This window comes from Robinsoniella sp. KNHs210 (assembly GCF_000686105.1).
GTDB lineage: Bacteria > Bacillota > Clostridia > Lachnospirales > Lachnospiraceae > Robinsoniella > Robinsoniella peoriensis.
This window is the reverse complement of the sequence record NZ_JMLZ01000002.1, coordinates 4,492,479-4,512,155: the sequence shown is the minus strand read 5'-3', so window position 1 is coordinate 4,512,155 and position 19,677 is coordinate 4,492,479. Positions and strand designations below refer to the sequence as shown.

Sequence of the window (19,677 nt, the reverse complement as noted above, 5' to 3'; positions counted from 1 at the left end):
CCACTGTCCGCTGTTTCAGTCTTACTATAAGTATATCCAAAAAATTGATTTTATCAAGCCCCTGTTTCCATTAATAATTATTCTCTGTTAATTTCTTCAATAATGGAATCCCCCAGTACCTGCTTCACCGGGATAAACACTGCGCCAACACTAATTATTAGGTTCAGTATTATAATTCCTCCTATCATCCAAATGTTCGTCCTTTGATTAGGATTGATATATAAATAAACATGGGTAAGTAAATAAAGCAAAAGTCTCTCCAGTCCTAAATACACCAGAACAGTAAGCAGGCTTGCAAAAACACCATAAAGCAGCCCTTCTTTTAACATCATTATTAAAAATCCGCTGTCTGTAATTCCCATTGCTCTTAGTATTCCAAACTCATGCCTTCTGGACAGAACCAGATGGCTCATGCTATTCATAATATGCATTAAGCTGATCATTAACAGGATCACAGCTATCCCATAAAAGAATATCATTTTTTGTTCCAGATAACTGTTTTGCAATTTTATTTCAGCCGTATAGTCTTTGATCAGGCATCTTGGTAAATTATAGATCTGATCTTTGATTCCTTTTACAATCTCTTTGCTATCCCCCGTCCCTTTTTTTACACTGATTATGTTGTAACCGGATATACCAAAGTTTTCCTCCATCTGACGGTTGGTCATAATCAAATCTAACCCACTATTCCCTATGAAATACGGATTATTTGCCATTGCTCGACTTACAACTGCCGATACCACGAATTTCTTTTCTAGAAACCAGTCCTCCTGATCTCCGAATTTCACCGCCTCTTCCGGAACATCCGGACTTTTTGGCACTTTAACGGTTATCGTATCACCGGGATGGATAAGCAACCCATCATAATAGCCCTGTCCATCCATGAGCGTACGCAGAATTACTGAATGATCTTCTTGCATTTTCAGGGGATTTATCCTTCCCTCCAGAAGATATGATTCCAGTCCCGCCAGCATTCGCGAATCGTATCCATAAATATTGCTCTTAATTCCGTATCCTCCATCCGGCCTCTCAGTACAGATCCCATTAAAATATTCCATAGTTCTGGGGTCCGGCAAATAGTTCGGATCATTGGCTATTTCCGGAAAAAAGTTTTTCCATTGTAATGTATCCCGGGCAATTTCAAGCTCGCCCAGAAAATAGTTTACCGGATGGGCCGATTCTACTCCCGGTACTTTTTTTATATTTGATACACTCTTTTCAGGTATTGTATCCTGAAGTGATGAAGTCTCCAGAAAGATCTGATAATCCGATCCCAGCCCGTCATCTGCCTTTAGTGATAATTCATTATTATGTCTGGTATTTACCGTTACATATGTTGTACATAAAAAAATGATACCACCAAGAGACAGGGAAAACAAAATGCTGATAAACGTTCCTTTTCTTGCAAACATAAACTTTTTAGAAATCACGTCTGTCATTTGCACTGTATTCGTACTGTAACTTTTTCTGTTTCTTCTCTTACTATGATTACTGTTTTTCATAACATCAACCACAGACAGCCTGTTTAACCTTCTTACACTGATAAAGCTGATCAGGAACAACAGGATTCCTAAAAATACCGCCCCCATAATAACCGCCTTATAGCTTATATAAAAATGTTTGGAAACCGCATCTGCATCTGCGAACACATTGGAAAATTTTGAATAAGACAATCCGATAATTCCATTTCCGATGATACTTCCAATTGGATATCCCATTGCAAACAACAGCCCAAGTTCCATAAACAGCAATCGGAAAATATCTTTATCCCCAATTCCCAGGGCCTCCATGATTCCATATTGGGAAGTCCTCTTCATAATAGACACGTGAAAAATACTATATATAATAAAAGAGCTGAAGATGCACAATATTATAATTACCCCATTAACAGTCAGACTAAATTCTTCCTGTGCGTACATTAATGCCGTAGTGAAATTAGAACCTGGAGTAGTCATCAGCTTCCAAAAACCGGAAGGCTGCCCATCTCCAAAAAAAGAAACAACTGCATCATTTACCATCATTCCCCCATCCGGAACATGAAACTCTTTCTGAAATGCTTTTCTTTGTTTCTTTAAGTCTTTTTCCTCATCAAACTTAATATAAAGAAATTGCTTTCCCCCATCCCCCTTTGTGTCTTTGCTTACAAATCCTTCCATCCCGCCAACTGCTGTTGCCCATCGGTTTGAAACCACTCCGCATAAGGTGTATTCTTTACCATCCAGCATGACTTTTCTACCAATTTCATTGCTGATATTTAAATTTTGCATGGTATACTCATCCAGCATAACCTCTCCCGGTTTTGCCGGGTAATCTCCCTTTAATAATTTCCTTTTAATAATGGAGAAATATTCTCCATCCGCGTAGATGAAAGAAAAAATATAAGGTTCCTGAATAACCTTTTTCTTTTCAAATACCCCAAGCCGGGTGATTCTATACTCCTCCCCCTTCTTTTTACTCCGAATCTCCTGGATTAAGTCTGAATCTGCCTTAATGTAATAATGATAATCCCCGTAAACTGTCCGGTCTTTCTCCAGATTACTTCTTTCTCCACTGTATACAAGTGAACTGATCCCTGTCATCAGAGCAACTGAAATCACGATACTGAAGAGAATGGCCAATGTCTGCCTTTTATAAAATTTGATGTATCGTACTGAGAATTTATAACTGGCTTTCATTCTATATCACCGCCTTCTCCCACAATTCCACCATCTTCTATATGGATAATCCTGTCACAGATTTGTGCAATCGCCTCGTTATGAGTAACCATCATGATTGTCTGATGGAATTTCTGACTGCTGTTTTTTAATAGACCGATTACCTCCATGGTTGTCCGGGAATCCAGATTTCCGGTTGGTTCATCCGCCAGGATAATTGCCGGTTTATTTGCAAGGGCTCTGGCAATCGCAACACGCTGCTGCTGTCCTCCTGAAAGTTCATTGGGATATTTATCTCTTTTTTGCCACAATCCCAATTCATGCAGCAGTTCCCCGATATATACATGGTCAATGCGCTTCCCCTTATCAAAAGTCACTGGAAGTGCTACATTATCATAAACATTTAAAACCGGCATCAGGCTGTAATTTTGAAAAATAAATCCTATATTTCTCCTCCTGAAGATTGTTAACTCTTTTTTCTTCAATGCCGCTATATTGTGGTTTCGAATGATGATCTCTCCATCGGAAGGATTGTCAATTCCTCCAATTAAATTTAATAATGTACTCTTACCGGAACCGGAAGTCCCCACCAAAGCGACAAATTCTCCCTGCTCAATCGAAAAACTGACATGGTGTAAAGCCTGAACCGAATTCTCACCGCTGCCATATACTTTAACTATGTCCCTTATTTCTAATATCTTCATCGAACCGCCTCTTTTCCATTTTTTCTTTATTGTAGCAGACAAGTCTTTCATATCTGCTACAAATAGATTCTCAGTTCTTACAATTTTGTAAGAACACCAAAAAAGAGCTGCCCTCCCCCGGCTTAGATTCAATTGTTATATATCCTTTCTGTTTTTCCAGAATCAATTTAGCAAGGTATAGCCCTATGCCCGAACCTTCCAGTTCCTGTACCTCCCTGCTTCGATAAAAGCGTTTAAAGATATGGTTAAATTCTTTTTCATGAATACCAATTCCCTGATCACTAATTCTAATCTGGCTGTACATTTCAAATTGTTTTATTGAAATCTCAATCCGGCTTCCCCTGGGAGAATATTTCACGGCATTCTCCAAAATATTCTCCAGCGCCTCCGCCGTCCACTTCACATTATGAACCAGTGAAATTTCATCAAATTGCCGGGTAATAATTTCAATTTCTTTGGAAACGGCTTTCTCATATACAGAATTAATCGCCTTTCTTAAAGTTTCTTTGACCGGATGAGGTTCCGCATCAAATTGAATTACCCCCTCCTCCAGCCGAACCATTTTAAACAAAGATTGTAAAATCCAATTTATTTTTTCCGTCTGTTCTTTTAACTTTCTTTGAAAAACAGATCTTTTTTCTGGATCCAATGTCTGATTTTCTAAAAGTTCCTGATACATCATAACATTAGACAAGGGTGTTCTTAATTGATGAGACATATTAGAAATGAGGCTCTTTACACTTTCTTTTTCCTCTTTTGCCTGGCATATTTCAAGATTCAGTTTTTCCTGAACACGCATCATCTTTCCAGCTAAAGCCGATGCTTCTCCCTCTTTTAAATCTGATTGAGAGACAGCTCTTTCACTTAGCAATTCATCCAGCATCTTATCAATATTAAAATACAGTTTCAGATATTTCTTCCTGTAGTAATAGCACAGCATTCCAAGAAGAACTATGCAAATCAAAAATAATACATATGCAATCATTTTTTCTCTCTCCAAATGTACCCCATCCCATGCACCGTTTTAATAGATTGGGGATTAGAAGAATCTTTTTCAATCTTCATTCGCAGTCTTCTGATATTTACGGAAACAATATTCTCATCCACATATTTACCATCCTGATCCCAAACCCAATTCAATATCTGCTCTTTGGATAAAATCTGCTCCTTATTCTCCACAAAATATACCAAAAGCTTATACTCCACTGTGCTGAGCGAAATCTCCTCATTCTCCTTAAATACCTTTCCCCTACCCTTATCAATCGTGACTCCATTGGAGTTTATAATAGATGCATTCTCTCTTCTTCTACACAAGTTCTTTATCCTGGCCTTCAGAACAGACAAGGAAAATGGTTTTGTCATAAAATCATCTACCCCTAATTCTAAGGCTTTGATTTCATCCATCTCCGTATCCCTGGCTGTCAGCATAAGAATAGGAATCTGACTGTACTCCCTCACCTCCCTGCACAATTCAAAACCATTTCCATCCGGAAGATTACAATCCATGATAAGCAGAGAGTAATTCTCCTTATCTATTTTCTCTTTTGCTTCCTTTTTACAGACAGCCCTATCCAGACTATATCCCTCACACTCCAAATAAAATACCACACCTTCCATAAGGTCTATATCATCTTCTATCATTAATATTCTTTCCATTCCATCACCTCTTCCATTCGATAAGTACATCATATTCCACCCCCATTCTAATTTCAATACAATCCAGAGAATGATTGCAAAAATATATAAGATTTTTTGCTTACGTAAAAAAAGCATAATCTTCTGCTACAAAGATTACGCTTTTTACGCTCTAGAGCGAACGGGCTTACCGCAGAACTGGCATTTTCTAACCTTCCCGGAGTACTAATCCAGATACTTGCTTTCATTTTTCTCCTGTTTTTTTCTCACAAAATGATCAAAAACCCAGGTAAAGCAAAATATGAGTAAAAATAAGATAATAAATGCGGTTCCAACTCTTTTCTCTATACTAAAATTCTTTTCGCCCTTACTGCAAATCAGTATTGCCCAAAAAGCCAGGCTGAATATTCCTGAACCGGCAAACCCATAAAATAAACTACCCTTCCATCCTCTTAGTGCATTGGAACCATCCCAGATGCCTTCCCGGATGCACCCAACCTGATACACGATAATACCTGCCAGTAATATAACCGTTTCCCCCAGAGTACTTCCTGAATCAGATTCCAAAATAAAATCCTGCACAATTATTACTACCAGGCAGATAACTACCATAAACCAGAAACTACGTTTTCCTATTTCCGCTAATTTCTGTTTCTCTCTTTCATCCAGGTTATTTTCTCTCATAGCCATTCCTCCTCCCAAAATAAATCGTTTAGTGTCTTACCTAAAGCTTTGCATATAGAAATGCAAAGTTTGAGTGATGGGTTGAAATCACCGGCTTCGATCATACCAATCGTCTGCCTGGTAACACCTGTCATCTCTGCTAACTGTACTTGCGAAAGATTTTTTTCCATCCTCGCAATTTTTAATTTCAAGTTTTTCATATCCCACCACCTTTTTCTTAGTTTAGTATACTACCATTAACGAATAGATGTCAACTATATATTGCATTTATATACTATATTTTACATTTGTGAACTATATTACTCACCTGTATGAGGCTGTATGACGCTGTATCACATTGTAAGAAGGTAAGAAGTTTAACTCACATGGACTTCAGTCACTGCTTTTATGCTGTTTTCTGACAAAAAAAGAGACCCTGCAGCGGATCTCATTCTATTTCACAGCTATTAACTAGGCAACCTGTAATAGCTTTGCAATTTGTGCTTCTATTCTCTCAACTGTTGTGTCAAAAACTACTGCAAGTTCTGAAAAAAGTAAATGCTCTACCCTCTGAAGATTTTTGTCATCACTTATACTCAGCTTTTTTCCACTTTCCTGTCTGTTTTTCTGTGCATGCATAATCCCTTTTAACATGCCAAAACATTTTCCACATTCACATGACTTCAGTACACTCTGATATTCTTTGTCTCTTACTCTATCATTCTCGTCATAAATACCCGTCATTTTTGGTAAATCATCAAGGTACTTCTCGGCTTTTTCTTTTGTTATGACTTTTCTCATGGATACCTTGTCATTGTTTGTTTTGATATAAATGGTACCACCATCATTACAAACAGGTTTTAAAATATAGTACATCTCATTTGTGTTAAGGAAATCCAGCATATCAATTTTTTCAATATTATATACGCCTCTTCCCTCATAAACTACACTTTCATTAATTTTGAACAATATAAGCACCTTACTTTCTTTACTTCCCTCGTGGAAGAACTACTCCAATAGCCAATGCTTTGAATACCGCAGCAGCAAGTTACTATCCTATTATAACACACTTTTTGCTTTTTTCCTAGGGTCAAAAGTCACAATAGCTATATCGGGATCTATAGATAATAATAACCAATAGCCAGTACAACAGAAAAAGGACTACCACAATAATGTAATTAATGTGGCAGTCCTCATCTTACGCTTGGACTAATGTATCTATTTAAATTGTTTTAATTATTTAACGATTGTAGCAACACGGCCTGATCCAACTGTACGTCCACCTTCACGAATAGCGAAAGTAAGACCCTGCTCCATAGCGATTGGGTGGATCAATTCGATTGACATTTCTACGTTATCGCCAGGCATGCACATTTCTGTGCCTTCTGGAAGGTTGATAACACCTGTAACGTCAGTTGTACGGAAGTAGAACTGAGGTCTGTAGTTGTTGAAGAAAGGAGTATGACGTCCACCTTCATCTTTTGTCAATACGTAAACCTGTGCTGTAAATTTTGTATGGCATGTAACTGTACCTGGTTTGGAAAGAACCTGTCCTCTTTCGATTTCTGTTCTCTGAACACCACGAAGTAACGCACCGATGTTATCACCAGCCTGAGCTTCGTCAAGAAGTTTACGGAACATTTCGATTCCTGTAACAACAACTTTTCTTGTTTCTTCTTTGATACCAACGATTTCAACTTCTTCAGATACATGAAGAATACCACGTTCTACTCTACCTGTAGCAACTGTACCACGGCCTGTGATAGAGAATACGTCTTCGACTGGCATTAAGAATGGCTGATCTGTAGCACGCTGAGGATCTGGGATCCAGCTGTCAACTGCGTCCATAAGTTCCATGATCTTGTCTCCCCAAGCGCTGCTTGGATCTTCAAGAGCTTTTAAAGCAGAACCCTGGATGATTGGTGTATCATCGCCTGGGAATTCATATTCGCTTAATAATTCACGGATTTCCATATCAACTAATTCAAGTAATTCTTCATCATCAACCATATCACATTTATTCATGAATACTACGATGTAAGGAACACCTACCTGACGGGAAAGTAAGATATGCTCTTTTGTCTGAGCCATAACACCATCAGTAGCTGCAACAACAAGGATAGCACCATCCATCTGAGCAGCACCTGTGATCATGTTCTTTACATAGTCAGCATGTCCTGGGCAGTCAACGTGTGCGTAATGTCTCTTATCTGTTTCGTACTCAACGTGAGCTGTAGAGATTGTGATACCACGTTCTCTTTCTTCTGGAGCTTTATCAATATTCTCGAAATCAACTGCTGCGTTACCTGCAACTCTTTCGCTCAGAGTTTTTGTAATTGCAGCTGTTAAAGTTGTTTTACCATGGTCAACGTGTCCAATGGTACCAATATTAGCATGTGGTTTGTTTCTTTCAAATTTAGCTTTAGCCATTTTGAATGTCCTCCTTATAATATGCGCCTGTATCAGGCTTTCTTTTTGGTTTTTTATTTCATTAGGCTATCTTTGATTATATTTCAAATCAAAGATATTTTCAAGCCTAATTTTTTAAAATAACGATATAATTACTTACTTGGACTTAGCACTTAATACTTTTTCCTGTACAGACTTCGGAACCTGCTCATATTTTTCAAAGAACATAGAGTAGTTACCACGTCCCTGTGTTTTGGAACGTAAGTCTGTAGAGTAACCAAACATTTCAGCCAGCGGAACATAACCTCTTACAAGCTTACCACCACCGATATCTTCCATACCTTCGATACGACCACGACGGGAGTTGATATCACCGATAACATCACCCATATAATCTTCAGGCATAGTAACTTCCACTTTCATGATTGGCTCTAATAATACCGCATCACCTTTTCTCATAGCATCCTTGAATGCCATAGATCCGGCGATATGGAATGCCATTTCACTTGAATCGACTTCATGGTAAGAACCATCATATACGTTTGCATTAACACCAAGTACCGGGAAGCCGCCAAGAATACCTGCTTTTGATGCTTCTTCGATACCCTGACCAACTGCCGGGATATATTCCTTCGGAATAGCACCACCAACAACACTGGATTCATATTTGAATGTTTCTTCGCCATTTGGATCCATTGGTGTAAATCTAACTTTACAATGACCGTACTGACCACGTCCACCGGACTGTTTTGCATATTTGCTGTCAACATCAACAGGTTTTGTAAAGGTTTCTTTGTAAGCAACCTGAGGTGCACCTACATTTGCCTCAACCTTGAATTCACGAAGAAGTCTGTCTACGATAATTTCAAGATGAAGTTCGCCCATACCTGCGATAATTGTCTGTCCTGTTTCATGATCTGTATGTGCACGGAAAGTAGGATCTTCTTCTGCAAGTTTTGCTAAAGCTTCACCCATCTTGCCCTGACCAGCTTTTGTTTTAGGCTCGATTGCTAATTCGATAACTGGTTCTGGGAATTCCATGGATTCCAGAATAACCGGATGCTGTTCGTCACAGATTGTATCACCAGTTGTTGTAAACTTAAAGCCTACAGCTGCTGCGATATCTCCTGCATAAACTTTATCAAGTTCTGCTCTCTTATTAGCGTGCATCTGAAGGATACGTCCAACACGTTCCTTTTTGCCTTTTGTTGCATTTAATACATAAGAACCTGAGTTCATAGATCCAGAGTAAACTCTGAAGAATGCCAGCTTACCAACAAATGGGTCAGCCATGATCTTGAATGCTAATGCTGCAAACGGTTCATCATCAGATGAATGTCTTACGATCGGATTTCCTTCCATATCTGTTCCTTCAATAGAAGCGATATCAGTAGGAGCCGGCATAAATTCAAGAATTGCATTTAACAGCTTCTGAACACCTTTATTTCTGTAAGCTGTACCACAGCAAACAGGAATAGCAGTACATTCGCAGGTACCCTTTCTCAGAGCAGCCTTTAATGCTTCTACGGATGGTTCTTCACCTTCCAGGTATTCCATCATTAAATCGTCATCTAACTCGCAGATTTTTTCTACTAATTCTGTACGATATAATTCAGCATCATCTTTCATGTCTTCCGGAATCTCAGTGATGGAAATGTCTTCACCTTTTTCATCATTGTAGATATAAGCCTGCATTTCGAATAAGTCAATGATTCCCTTGAAATCATCTTCTTTTCCGATTGGAAGCTGAAGACAGATTGCATTTTTACCTAATCTGTTTTTAATTTGTTCTACTGCACCGTAGAAATCTGCACCCATGATATCCATCTTATTGATGAATGCCATACGAGGTACATTATAAGTGTCAGCCTGACGCCATACATTTTCAGATTGAGGTTCAACACCGCCCTTAGCACAGAATACACCGACAGCACCGTCGAGTACACGTAGGGAACGTTCAACCTCTACTGTAAAGTCAACGTGTCCTGGAGTATCAATGATATTGATACGATGCTCTAAAGCACCTGGTTTTGTTTCGCAGTTTTCCTGCAATGTCCAGTGACATGTTGTAGCGGCTGAAGTAATTGTGATACCTCTTTCCTGTTCCTGCTCCATCCAGTCCATGGTTGCAGTACCTTCATGAGTATCACCGATTTTATAGTTTACACCAGTGTAATACAGGATACGCTCTGTCAATGTTGTTTTACCAGCATCGATATGAGCCATAATACCAATATTTCTGGTTCTCTCTAATGGATATTCTCTTCCAGCCAAGGTTATTTCCTCCTAAATAATTTAAAGCTTTCCGCTTTGTCACAAGCCGGCCAATACAGGCCGGCACCGTTCTTTTATATTTTTTATATAATTAGAAACGATAGTGAGCAAATGCTTTGTTTGCTTCTGCCATTTTGTGCATGTCTTCTTTTTTCTTAACGGATGCGCCTGTATTGTTTGATGCATCTAAAAGCTCATTTGCTAATCTGTCTACCATTGTTTTTTCTCCTCTTTTACGAGAATACAATGTGATCCAACGAAGAGCTAAAGCCTGGCGTCTATCTGGTCTAACTTCGATAGGTACCTGGTATGTTGCTCCACCAATACGTCTTGCCTTTACTTCGAGTACAGGCATGATGTTGTTCATAGCTTCTTCAAATACTTCGACTGCTGGCTTATCTGATTTCTCAGCCATTTTGTCAAATGCTCCATATACTATTTTCTGAGCTACACCTCTCTTACCATCTAACATAATGTTATTGATAAGCTTTGTAACCACTTTGTTGTTGTATAATGGATCTGCTAATACGTCTCTTTTTTGAGTATGTCCTTTACGTGGCACGGTACTTCCCTCCTTAATTATTATCGCAGCCAATTAAGACTGCTTGATTAATTCATCGGTACTCACATGTGTCGTTCTACTTGTGTTTCGTGCACGAAAGCTTCTATATTAACCTGCAACCACGGGTGAATAAGAAATCCGGCACAATTTTTGTTTGTAGTTCTGTTTGTGATACGAATAATTTATAATTTAATTGTTACGAATTATTTTTTAGCGTCTTTCGGTCTCTTAGCTCCGTATTTAGAACGAGCCTGTCTTCTCTTTGCAACGCCTGCTGTATCAAGTGTACCACGAACGATGTGATATCTTGTACCTGGTAAGTCTTTTACTCTACCGCCACGGATCAGAACAACGCTATGCTCCTGAAGGTTATGTCCTTCACCTGGGATGTAGCTTGTTACTTCGATTCCGTTAGATAAACGAACTCTGGCGATCTTTCTAAGAGCTGAGTTAGGTTTCTTAGGTGTAGCTGTCTTAACTGCTGTACATACACCTCTTTTTTGTGGTGCGGATACGTCCGTACTCTTTTTCTTTAAGGAGTTAAATCCTTTTTGCAGAGCAGGTGCAGTTGATTTTTTCTCAGATGTCTGACGACCTTTTCTTACTAACTGGTTAAATGTTGGCATTCCTTTCACCTCCTGTTTTATTTGTACAAAAACATAATTTTTTTCTTTCTGTACATGTGGTTGCTGTTTTAATTTTATTTTATGATGCATGAAATTAGATTAAAATTCACGCACACTGATTTATTATATCCACATGCATTTCTAATGTCAAGCACTTTCCAGTATTTTTCAAAGTTTTTTGCCCAAAATACCTTATAATTTTCTTAAGCCGGTAGACAACAAACGTCAGGAATGCTATGATAGGCGCAAATCGGAGGCGATATATTATGAGGAAATTATTAAAACCATTATCATTTATACCAGCTATACTTTTAATGTGCCTTATTTTTAATTTTTCCAGCCAAAGCGGAGATGTTTCCGGACAGCTGAGTTTTAAAGTCAGCTGTAAAATTGTAGAAGCAGGAGATTATATCTTCGACGCCAATCTGGAACAGTGGCAAATAGAAGAATGGGCCAATAAAATCAACTTTATCACACGTAAATTAGCACATATGACCGAATATTTTGCCCTCGCTGTGGCAGTATCCTTTCCATTATATGTGTACGGGCTGCACGGTATCTGGCTTATGCTTGTAGCCGGCATCCTATGCGTCGGTTTTGCCCTGGGAGATGAATACCACCAATCTTTCGTGGGAGGCCGCTCTCCTTCCCTTCGGGATGTCGGGATTGACAGTGTTGGAGTCTTTTTCGGTATTGTACTCGTCCGGATGGTGGGATGGACCGGACGAATGACGATCTTTAAGCCGAGAAAGAAAAAAACAAAGGTAAAAAGAATCACAAAAGTAAAACACAAAAACCATAAGTTCAAAAATTACACAGCCAACGCACCGGAATACCATTATAAGGAAGAACATGCTTATTATAATGATATCCCAAAATCTGCATCTAAATCAAGAACATTTAGAAAAGCGCAGAAAAACAGCAAAGACAACAGTTATTCCTATGACCAGCAATATACCGGTTACGATGGCCATACACCTTACAGTCAGGATCCGGGTTATCAAAATTATAATCATCAGCAACCCTATTATGGAAATAACCCCCAGAATTTTAACGGGCAGCCTAATGGCGGCGGTCCTCAGCAGAATTTTAACGGGCAGCCTTACAGCGATGGTCCTCAGCAGAATTTTAACAGACAGCCTTACAGCGATGGTCCTCAGCAGAATTTTAACAGACAGCCTTACAGCGATGGTCCTCAGCAGAATTTTAACGGACAGCCTTACAGTGGCGGTCCTCAGCAGAATTTTAACGGGCAGCCTTACAGCGGCGGTCCTCAGCAGAATTTTAACGGGCAGCCTTACAGCGGCGGTCCTCAGCAGAATTTTAGCGGGCAGCCTTACAGCGGCGATCCTCAGCAGAATTTTAACGGGCAGCCTTTCGGCGGCGGTCCTCAACAGGATTTTAACAGTCAGCCTTTCGGCAGCGGTCCTCAACAAAATTTTGGAGGTCAGCAACAGGATTTTAACAACTACAGTTCCGACCAGGACTATGCAAATTACCATTCCGCTGATTATTTTGAAGACCAGACACAGTATTATGACCGGCACCAGCAATATGAAACTTCTGATGACAGCGATCCGGAAGAGGATTACAGCGCAGCGAAAAAACATTCACAGCGGCCGGACGATGATGATGACGTGGATATCGTATCCAAAATCCAGTCTCTTTTTAACCGGAAATAATAAAAGCCAATGCAGTATATGATTATAAACTGCGTTGGCTTTTTCTAATTAATCTCCGTATTTTCAAACTGAGACAGAACTGCTTCTTATCTTACATCCCTTCCAGCCTGCTTCATTACCTCCTTTAATTTCTGTATATAATATTGATAATCTTTAAGGGATGTAGAAGGTGCCACCTGATGATCAGAGCCCACTATATATCCACCACCCCGAATCACCGGAAGGATTCTGTCAAATTCCCGGTCTATTGCTTCTTTTCCTTCGGCAATCATAAGCTTATTGAATCCGCCGATAAATTTCAGCCTGGGAAACTGCTCTCTCACTTTAACTATATCCATTCCGGCATTCACATCCATGGGAAGAAATCCATCCACCCCTGCTTCTAAAAAATGCGGGATCATAATGGTAAAGTCTCCATCCGTATCCACAAAAACATTATTTACCCCATGCTCTTTCAGCAATGGAATCAGTCTTTTGTAATAATCGCCTACAAATTCATCAAAGTTTTTCCCTGATATCATCGGTCCGTTTTTTCCACTCAGATCTTCCATCAGATAAACAACATCCGGCTGCAGCAGATCTACGATTTTTATTACTTTTGTAGTGTACACCTGCAATATATACTCATTGATATCATGTATCAGATCCGGCTCATCGTAGAATGCATATAAATGTGCCTCTATCCCCATTAATTCCCTGGGAACCCAGAAAAATCCTTCCAGATTCAACCGGATTGAGTAGTCTCCTCTGTCATGCCCCTCCTTCAGGGAACCGTATGCAGCCTCTATAGCCTCATCACTATAATAAGCCTCCAGTTCTCTGTCTGCATAAGATTTAAGCTTCTCCCAATCTGCTTCATTCTGAATAACTGATTTATATTCTGTTTCAATCTCCGAACCCTTTTTCTGCATCATCTGCCTGCCGTATATATCCTGCTTAATGAGATAGGTTTCGGTATCTTCCAGTATCTTTTCTTCAAATCTGCGAAAAGGAAGCACAAAATGAATCCGCCTTACTGAATCAAATCCCAGATACTGCTCATATTCCATGACTCCCTGCCCCCATGCTGCCGCCAGATACTTTTCAGTCTGATTTGCTTTATTTCCTACAATATCATTGGTAATATCCTTTGCATTTTGTGCGATATCTGATGGAAATCCCTCTTCCACAAAGCGGTTTTTCGTTAATACCCAGGGATAAAAAGTTTCCTCCACAGCACCTCGGTCCGGCTTTCCAAAATTCAAAGTTAAATTTTCACGCTCCCTATTTGTCATTATATCCTCCTTCTCCATTTACCGAATTCCAGAGCCTCAGTTAAGATTCATTTCTATACCGCTGCATATTGCAGGTAAACCTGCAATACTACCACCAGAAAATAGTTTGAAAGCGGTTTTCTTTCACGCTTAACCCCATGAATAGCGCAAGCAGGCTTGTGCTATTCCCAAATCAGCAGTGTGAAAGCGGTTTTCTTTCACACTTAACCCCATGAATAGCGCAAGCAGGCTTGTGCTATTCCCGAATCAGTAGTGTGAAAGCGGTTTTCTTTCACACATTCCTCTGCAATCCTCTTTATAGGTTCATTTTAAAAGTAAATAGTGAAAAAGTACATGTAAAATCAAAGCTGAAATATATAAAATACAAAACTCATTTATCATTCCTTGCACGGTATTCACGAGGGGTATACCCGGTTGCATTTTTAAATACTTTACTAAAATAAAATTGGTCGGAAAACCCTAATAACTCGGCTATTTCCCCTATGAGATACTCTTCTTTCCGATCCAGAAGCTTCTTTGCTTCCTCTATACGGATACCGATGAGATATTCGTTATAGGTACAGTTAAAATGCGTTTTAAATGCTTTGCTCAGATAAGGCTGGCTGATGGAAAATATACTGCAGATATTCAGTATGCTATTGTCTCCGGCAATATTTTTGCGGATATGCTCTTCTACTTTTTTCACTAATTGTTCGGTACTTAGCCTGCCCTGGGGTAGTTTTACAGTACACGGATTTTCTCTTGTAGAGATCAAAAGCCTTCGGATCCTTACAAAAAGTTCTTCAATTTTCTTAGGCTCCACCGGCTTTAGAAGATAGTCAAATGCTCCATAGGAAAATGCATCGTGTACATAGTCAAAGTCGGCGTAACCGCTTACTGCTATGCAGACCGCTCTGTTTTCTTCCTGTCCGGCAATGTATTTTATAAGCTCAATCCCATTTTGTTTTGGCATTTTCATATCCGTTAATACAACATCCGGGCTTGTGTTATGGTAAAGTTCAATGGCATCTTTTACGTTATATGCTTCTCCTGATACCTGGAAATATTCCGTCCTCTTCTGAATTGCTCTTTTTTCCATATCTAGGGCTGCCGGCTCATCATCCACCAGCAATACTTTATACATCTTTACCCACTCCTTTTATCTGTATTTACTAATATTCATGCCAAACAGAATACTGGTGCCGCCCTCGTCATTGTTATCCTGAAGTTCATACCAGAAACTGTCTCCATAATAAATCGAAAGCCTGATCAGTGTCCCGCTCAGCCCCATTCCTCCAAACTGAATCTGCTCTGCTATATAGGTGGCTTTATCTGTATTGTGAAATTCGTCGATTCTCTCACGGATTACTTCTCCGGCTTCTTTGCTGATGCCGCACCCGTTATCCTTTATTTCTACAACCAGCTTATCGCCCAATACCACTGTGTAGATCTTAATAATCACTTTTTCATGTTCCATCAGGCTGTACTTAATGGCATTTTCCACCAGCGGCTGGTAAGTCAGCTTCGGTATTATAATATATTTAGTGTCATCATCTATCTGCATTTCAAATTCGATTCTTTTCTGGTAGCGGCTCTTCATAATTGACATATAGGCCTTCAGGTTCTCTATTTCTTCCCCTATGGTTACTTCGGATGTCTCATAATTGGATGCATATCTCAGGATCTCCGTCAGACTGTAGCATGCATCTGCTGCCGTTTCTGTTTCCCCACGCTCACACAAATTAGCAATACTTCCAAGGCTGTTGTAAAGAAAATGAGGACCCATTTCCGACTGCAGGGCACTAAATAATGTTTTTGTCTGGACATTTTCCAGTTTTTTCTGCTTTACCAGAGCATCCTCCAGCCGCTTTGCCATATCTTCAAAAGAATTCACCAAAATCTCTGTTTCTTTATCCTTAACTTTTATCTCCCTCTTTTGTCTGAAATTCGTCAGATCTGTATTCTGCATGGTCTTTACCAGCAGATTAATCGGACGCATAATCATCCTGGTCGTCCAGAAGCTGTAAAATGTAGTGACAATTATCAGCACTAAGGTAATGGCAATAATTCCTCCCAGCATCTTGTTCAAGGACTCATTCAGAACATTCTTATCCAGAATGATCACTGTTTTACAGGCGTAATAATTGGATGATGCCGTGGAAAATAGTGAATGGCTGTCTTCTTTTATCTTGGAATACTGCCTGGTAAAATCCTTCACCTGCTGGATATAAGTATCATTTCTTTTACTGTCGGGAAGATTGGTATAGAAAAGCTCATCTGTTTCTTCCATAAATACCATGACTTTTAAGCCTTTGCCATTCCACTTTACATTACAGATATTATCCATATAAAAAGCATTCTGCTGAACTTCCAGATAACCGATAATATCAGTATTTCTGTCCTTAACCGGCTTAATTTCAGACACAACCAGGACTTCGCTGCTCTTGTTCCAATAATCGAGATGCGGCTTTAAATAGACCCGGCTGTTCATCTGCTTCATCGGATACTGGCTTTCTATCATTTGTATCCGCTGTCTTACATCATCTTTTTTTACATCCGTTTTCCCGGTACTGTAAAATGTGCCATCTTTTCCATAAATCGAAACCCTTCTTATATCCGATTTATTGATATATGCCTTAGTCAAAAGCTTTCGTATTTCTTTGCCCACTTCATCACCGGACGAAACCACAGCCTGATCCCACAGGTCCAGAAAATGATTATCTGACAATACGTCTATCGCCGTCTGATCCATGGTCGTAAGGCGGCTGTCAGCCTGAGCCATTACATTTTCGGCGATCTGTCCAATATTGCTGACTCCATCCTGATGGATATTATATTGGTTATATTTATAGAAAATAACTGCTGCAATTCCAATAAACAAGATCGTCAAAACAGCATAGGTCATAGAAAGCTTTGTACTGATTTTCTGTTTTATCATAGTTCACACTCTGCCACTTCATAATCCTCTTTTCACAAAAGCGCATGTATGCAAAATGCCTGTGAAGGACTCTTTAAAACCGCTTCAGCCATCTCACGGCATGGTCGATCCATCCTGCATTATCCGGTACGATCTGATCCTGGTTACCCGCTGTAGTCTCATCGCACAGGGATAATCCATGTCCGCCTTTTTCATAAATGTGTAGTTCAAAAGGCACTCTGTATTTGCGCAGTGCACAAGTAAACAATAGCGTGTTTTCTACGGGAACTGCATTATCTTCCTGGGTATGCCATATAAATGTGGGCAGCGTATCTGCTGTGACCTGCTTCTCCAGAGATAACTTTTCACTCAGTTCCGTGGAACCGTCTGTTCCCGTCAGATTTGCGCGCGACTCCTTATGGGTAAATTCACCCATCGTAATAACCGGATAGCATAAAATCATTCCTGATGGTTTATAATTTAAGTTTTCTGTTCCAAACACCTGTGTAAATATTTCATCCTTCCATAGAGTTCCAAGGGAAGCGCATAAATGTCCCCCTGCAGAAAATCCGCAAATAAATATCTTTTCCGGATCAATGCCCCATTCTCTGGCATGTTCACGAACCATAGCTACGGATGTGGCAAGCTCAAGTACAGCACATGGATATCTGGATGGTGCAGCACTGTATTGCAATACAAATGCCTGCATACCTGCTGCTAAAAACCGCATTGCTACCGGTTCAGCCTCCCGGTCAGATTTAAATTGGTATGCACCTCCCGGACAGATAATGACTGCCGGTCTTTTCCCGGACATTTTCAGTTCTTCACTGTCACTATACATATACCCAAATAATCTGGGCTGATATTTTCCATGATCGGCACCTGCCTTTTCATACGCTGCCTCTACATTCATTTCTTTGTAAATCATATAACTCCCTTCTGCCCTTTTAGGACCATTCATCTCAGAGTATGCCTGAAATTTCTGTTATTATTTTTTCTCTATTATACACCATATCTATTTGAAGGGAAATAGTGGAGTGCTGAAAGGAAAAGACCTATAAACAGAGGTCTTCTCCCTATCTATAGGCCGTTTATTACTCTTCTGCTAATCATTAATAGTCATAATTATCCACGGTAGCCGCATCAAATACCAATGCATCCCCTAATACGCACTCACGGTTTGTAATCTCTTTCGTTCCCAGTCTTCCTGCTTCAATGGAGGTAGAATCCGTCGTGATCGTTCCCTCTGCCAGCTGATATCCTGAATGAACTGCCAGATATCCCAGATCCATACAGTTCCAGAGAACTCCGGTATTCATTGGATTCTCTTCATCCTTAATGTATGTTTTCAGAGCATTTGGTGTCGCCAGTCCGGTTAACGTGATCTTGGAAGGATCCGGTTTGCTGGATGCAGACTGATACTGTGCACCCAGAGCAGGAGTTGACATGGATGACAATGCAATTGCTGCCTGAATCTGGTCCGCACCTTCCCCCATACGGCTGATCAGAGTTGCACACTCGCTGTTTACTGTAGTTTCGTCCGTACCCGGATAATATACATCTGTTTCTTTATTCTGAATTTTCATAAAGCTGTAATCATCTGTCTTCAGTAATTCATCAATTGCTGCCTCCCATGCTGTTTGATTTGCATCTGTGCCGGATCCGGACACCAATGCAATATTTGCAGGTTGGCCTGCACCGTATCCTTTCGCCTTCAGATCAATTGCAGCACCATCCAACAAGCCTTTTGCAGCTGCCTGTGCAGTAATCTGGTTTACAAATAAATCTCTGGAATCTTCCTGAGCATCCGCATCAAATGTTACTACTTTAATACCTGCATCCTGGGCTTTTTTTAAGGTCGGAGCAATTGCAGTCGGATCATTAGGAGATACAATAATAACATTTACATCCTGTGCAATCCATCCTTCGAGAATATCCACCTGTTTCTGGTTAGTAGCCTGATCCTGTGACGGTCCATCATACAACAAGGTGATTCCCAATTCATCTGCTGCTTCCTGGGCACCTACTTTACATGCATCAAAATAGTTTTCTCCTTTGAATTTGGGCAGCATTGCCACAACCACATCAGCGCCTTTGGTTTCTGCCGATGAATCTTTAGATGCTTCCTTTGTTTCTTCATTGCCTGCTGCGGCTGTCTCTTTCGTCTCCGCTTTTTCTGTCGTTTTACTTCCAACTGATGTGTCAGTCGCAGAGCATCCGGCTAAAGAAGATACCGCCATAATACCAATCAGGGCTGCCGCCAATACCTTTGTTACCAATCGTTTCTTCATAATTTAC

At 39.9% G+C, this 19,677-nt stretch carries 17 protein-coding genes; 1 reads left to right on the top strand and 16 read right to left on the bottom strand.

What is annotated here, in order from left to right:
• Positions 1-77: 77 nt before the first annotated feature.
• From CD03_RS0126125 to rpsL, 11 genes are all read right to left on the bottom strand, one after another.
• The gene (locus CD03_RS0126125; RefSeq protein ID WP_197041698.1) at positions 78-2,597 is read right to left on the bottom strand and encodes an FtsX-like permease family protein; all 2,520 of its coding nucleotides are present in this window, start codon (positions 2,595-2,597) and stop codon (positions 78-80) included.
• A gap of 74 nt (positions 2,598-2,671) precedes the next feature.
• Positions 2,672-3,358 carry an ABC transporter ATP-binding protein gene (locus CD03_RS0126120; protein WP_027296134.1) on the bottom strand — a complete coding sequence of 229 codons (687 nt, stop codon included), beginning with the start codon at positions 3,356-3,358 and terminating at the stop codon, positions 2,672-2,674.
• Between the two features lie 70 nt (positions 3,359-3,428).
• A complete protein-coding gene (locus tag CD03_RS0126115; protein ID WP_027296133.1) occupies positions 3,429-4,343 on the bottom strand; it encodes a sensor histidine kinase in 915 nt (304 codons plus the stop codon).
• The gene (locus CD03_RS0126110) at positions 4,340-5,014 is read right to left on the bottom strand and encodes a response regulator transcription factor (RefSeq protein ID WP_027296132.1); all 675 of its coding nucleotides are present in this window, start codon (positions 5,012-5,014) and stop codon (positions 4,340-4,342) included. The genes CD03_RS0126115 and CD03_RS0126110 overlap by 4 nt, the downstream gene beginning before the upstream one ends.
• A 204-nt stretch (positions 5,015-5,218) precedes the next feature.
• Positions 5,219-5,677, bottom strand: coding sequence for a DUF6773 family protein (locus CD03_RS0126105; protein ID WP_027296131.1), 459 nt, complete (start codon positions 5,675-5,677; stop codon positions 5,219-5,221).
• Entirely contained in the window at positions 5,674-5,877 is a 204-nt protein-coding gene (locus CD03_RS0126100; RefSeq protein WP_027296130.1) for a helix-turn-helix transcriptional regulator, read from the bottom strand. Before CD03_RS0126100 ends, CD03_RS0126105 begins: the two co-directional genes overlap by 4 nt.
• A 250-nt stretch (positions 5,878-6,127) precedes the next feature.
• Entirely contained in the window at positions 6,128-6,625 is a 498-nt protein-coding gene (locus CD03_RS0126095; RefSeq protein ID WP_044293770.1) for a CarD family transcriptional regulator, read from the bottom strand.
• 267 nt (positions 6,626-6,892) lie between these two features.
• Positions 6,893-8,086, bottom strand: a complete 1,194-nt coding sequence (gene tuf / locus CD03_RS0126090) for an elongation factor Tu (protein ID WP_027296128.1) — start codon at positions 8,084-8,086, stop codon at positions 6,893-6,895.
• Positions 8,087-8,221: 135 nt separating this feature from the next.
• Positions 8,222-10,339, bottom strand: coding sequence for an elongation factor G (fusA, locus tag CD03_RS0126085; protein WP_027296127.1), 2,118 nt, complete (start codon positions 10,337-10,339; stop codon positions 8,222-8,224).
• A 91-nt stretch (positions 10,340-10,430) separates the two neighbouring features.
• Positions 10,431-10,901 carry a 30S ribosomal protein S7 gene (rpsG, locus tag CD03_RS0126080; RefSeq protein WP_027296126.1) on the bottom strand — a complete coding sequence of 157 codons (471 nt, stop codon included), beginning with the start codon at positions 10,899-10,901 and terminating at the stop codon, positions 10,431-10,433.
• Between the two features lie 203 nt (positions 10,902-11,104).
• On the bottom strand, positions 11,105-11,527 hold the full coding sequence (gene rpsL / locus CD03_RS0126075; protein ID WP_027296125.1) for a 30S ribosomal protein S12: 423 nt from the start codon (positions 11,525-11,527) through the stop codon (positions 11,105-11,107).
• Between the two features lie 266 nt (positions 11,528-11,793).
• Here rpsL and CD03_RS39230 point away from each other — a divergent pair, with 266 nt between their 5' ends.
• Complete coding sequence (locus CD03_RS39230; protein WP_063837260.1) at positions 11,794-13,209, top strand: VanZ family protein; 1,416 nt, start codon at positions 11,794-11,796, stop codon at positions 13,207-13,209.
• A gap of 86 nt (positions 13,210-13,295) precedes the next feature.
• Here CD03_RS39230 and CD03_RS0126065 read toward each other — a convergent pair whose 3' ends face one another.
• From CD03_RS0126065 to CD03_RS0126045, 5 genes are all read right to left on the bottom strand, one after another.
• On the bottom strand, positions 13,296-14,483 hold the full coding sequence (locus CD03_RS0126065; RefSeq protein WP_027296124.1) for a uroporphyrinogen decarboxylase family protein: 1,188 nt from the start codon (positions 14,481-14,483) through the stop codon (positions 13,296-13,298).
• 370 nt (positions 14,484-14,853) lie between these two features.
• Positions 14,854-15,606 carry a response regulator transcription factor gene (locus tag CD03_RS0126060; RefSeq protein ID WP_027296123.1) on the bottom strand — a complete coding sequence of 251 codons (753 nt, stop codon included), beginning with the start codon at positions 15,604-15,606 and terminating at the stop codon, positions 14,854-14,856.
• Between the two features lie 15 nt (positions 15,607-15,621).
• The gene (locus tag CD03_RS0126055; RefSeq protein ID WP_027296122.1) at positions 15,622-17,400 is read right to left on the bottom strand and encodes a sensor histidine kinase; all 1,779 of its coding nucleotides are present in this window, start codon (positions 17,398-17,400) and stop codon (positions 15,622-15,624) included.
• A gap of 73 nt (positions 17,401-17,473) precedes the next feature.
• Positions 17,474-18,307: an alpha/beta hydrolase gene (locus CD03_RS0126050; RefSeq protein WP_081820380.1), complete on the bottom strand. Its 834-nt coding sequence runs from the start codon at positions 18,305-18,307 to the stop codon at positions 17,474-17,476.
• A 184-nt stretch (positions 18,308-18,491) separates the two neighbouring features.
• Positions 18,492-19,670: an autoinducer 2 ABC transporter substrate-binding protein gene (locus CD03_RS0126045; protein ID WP_044289675.1), complete on the bottom strand. Its 1,179-nt coding sequence runs from the start codon at positions 19,668-19,670 to the stop codon at positions 18,492-18,494.
• Between the last annotated feature and the right edge of the window lie 7 nt (positions 19,671-19,677).

Excerpts from the sequence above, each read along its gene's own strand:
- CD03_RS0126120 (WP_027296134.1), bottom strand. The coding sequence starts at position 3,358 with ATGAAGATATTAGAAATAAGGGACATAGTTAAAGTATATGGCAGCGGT.
- CD03_RS0126115 (WP_027296133.1), bottom strand. The coding sequence starts at position 4,343 with ATGATTGCATATGTATTATTTTTGATTTGCATAGTTCTTCTTGGAATG.
- CD03_RS0126110 (WP_027296132.1), bottom strand. The coding sequence starts at position 5,014 with ATGGAAAGAATATTAATGATAGAAGATGATATAGACCTTATGGAAGGT.
- CD03_RS0126105 (WP_027296131.1), bottom strand. The coding sequence starts at position 5,677 with ATGAGAGAAAATAACCTGGATGAAAGAGAGAAACAGAAATTAGCGGAA.
- CD03_RS0126100 (WP_027296130.1), bottom strand. The coding sequence starts at position 5,877 with ATGAAAAACTTGAAATTAAAAATTGCGAGGATGGAAAAAAATCTTTCG.
- tuf (WP_027296128.1), bottom strand. The coding sequence starts at position 8,086 with ATGGCTAAAGCTAAATTTGAAAGAAACAAACCACATGCTAATATTGGT.
- rpsL (WP_027296125.1), bottom strand. The coding sequence starts at position 11,527 with ATGCCAACATTTAACCAGTTAGTAAGAAAAGGTCGTCAGACATCTGAG.
- CD03_RS39230 (WP_063837260.1), top strand. The coding sequence starts at position 11,794 with ATGAGGAAATTATTAAAACCATTATCATTTATACCAGCTATACTTTTA.
- CD03_RS0126065 (WP_027296124.1), bottom strand. The coding sequence starts at position 14,483 with ATGACAAATAGGGAGCGTGAAAATTTAACTTTGAATTTTGGAAAGCCG.
- CD03_RS0126060 (WP_027296123.1), bottom strand. The coding sequence starts at position 15,606 with ATGTATAAAGTATTGCTGGTGGATGATGAGCCGGCAGCCCTAGATATG.
- CD03_RS0126055 (WP_027296122.1), bottom strand. The coding sequence starts at position 17,400 with ATGATAAAACAGAAAATCAGTACAAAGCTTTCTATGACCTATGCTGTT.
- CD03_RS0126050 (WP_081820380.1), bottom strand. The coding sequence starts at position 18,307 with ATGATTTACAAAGAAATGAATGTAGAGGCAGCGTATGAAAAGGCAGGT.
- CD03_RS0126045 (WP_044289675.1), bottom strand. The coding sequence starts at position 19,670 with ATGAAGAAACGATTGGTAACAAAGGTATTGGCGGCAGCCCTGATTGGT.